General features: G+C 42.2%; 1 pseudogene. It reads right to left on the reverse strand.

From position 1 onward, the window contains the following. Positions 1 to 1,236: pseudogene (locus AAEO57_RS20810) on the reverse strand (hypothetical protein); the annotation flags it as partial.

Below are 1,236 nucleotides of genomic sequence, written 5' to 3' on the forward strand. Positions count from 1 at the left end.
TCTGTGAAAACAACATCATAAGTACCTGCTGACAAATTAGACAACGTAAATGTAGGAGCTGTTTGTCCTGAAACTACTGCTGCTGTACCTACTTGATAGCTGTAAGCAGAACTAAACTGGCTTACATTGTATCTGATAGAACCTGTTGATCCTCCATTACAATAAACATCATTCTGCTTGGTAGCTGTCACTGCAATTGGCGTAACTACCGGAACCGTATGCGAACCTGTAGCATAACAGCCGCTTGCATCGGTTACTTTGAAACTATAAGTAACTCCTCCTGATAATCCTGCGAAGATTCCCGTAGTATTTGATGTTGCTGAACCAGCCGGTGCTGTAATTTCATAAGTAACCGTGCCAACTCCTGTCCCTGCTGTTTTCGAAACTGTAACCGTACTGGTTGTACTGCTCGGCGGTGAACAATAAATCGGTGTATGCGCGATTGCTGAAATTACCGGTGGGTTTAATCTGTTGATCGTAACTGATCCTGTAAAAGTACAGCCATTATTATCTTTTACTATATAATCAATAGTTTGGTCTGTACCATTATCTGAAACTGTGAAAGTTCTTGTACCTGTAAAAGCACCTCCTTCAAAGCTATACGTATATGGAGATGTTCCTGTTGTAGGCTCTACAACGGTAACCAAGGACGACTGCTTAACATTTGTTGTACTATTACAAGTAAATGATGTAGCAGATGCTGTAGTAGTCAAAGCGGTTGGCTGGGTAATACTAACATTAACTGATCCTGTACAACCTTTACTGTCTTTTACATAGAATGTGTAAGTACCTACTGCTAATCCTGTAAAACTAGCCGTCGCTGCAAAGCCTGTAGTAGCATTATCACTGTAAGTATAACCTCCTGAACCTCCAGATCCCGTCAAAGTAACTGATCCGTTTGGTGTACCTCCGTTACAGCTTACATTAACCTGTGTGGCCGTAACCGTAGGGTTGCTGATCGCATTTACTGTAGCGGTAGTAATTACTGTACAGCCAGGCGTATTTGAATCGGTAACCCTAAAAGTATAAGTGCCTGCTGAAGCTGCTGTATAAACATTACTTGCCATAGCAGTATAAGTAGAACCTCCATTTGATGAAACCTCATACGTGTAAGACGTTCTGCCTCCCGAAGCCGTAACGGTAATCTGGGCTTCTGATGTTCCCGGTAAACAACTCAATTCCCTTGTTAATGCTGATGTAGCGGTCAACTGAGGATAAACCGTAATTGGTGTTGCA

The sequence above is a fragment of the Flavobacterium calami genome, assembly GCF_038290035.1.
In the GTDB taxonomy this organism is placed as follows: domain Bacteria; phylum Bacteroidota; class Bacteroidia; order Flavobacteriales; family Flavobacteriaceae; genus Flavobacterium; species Flavobacterium calami.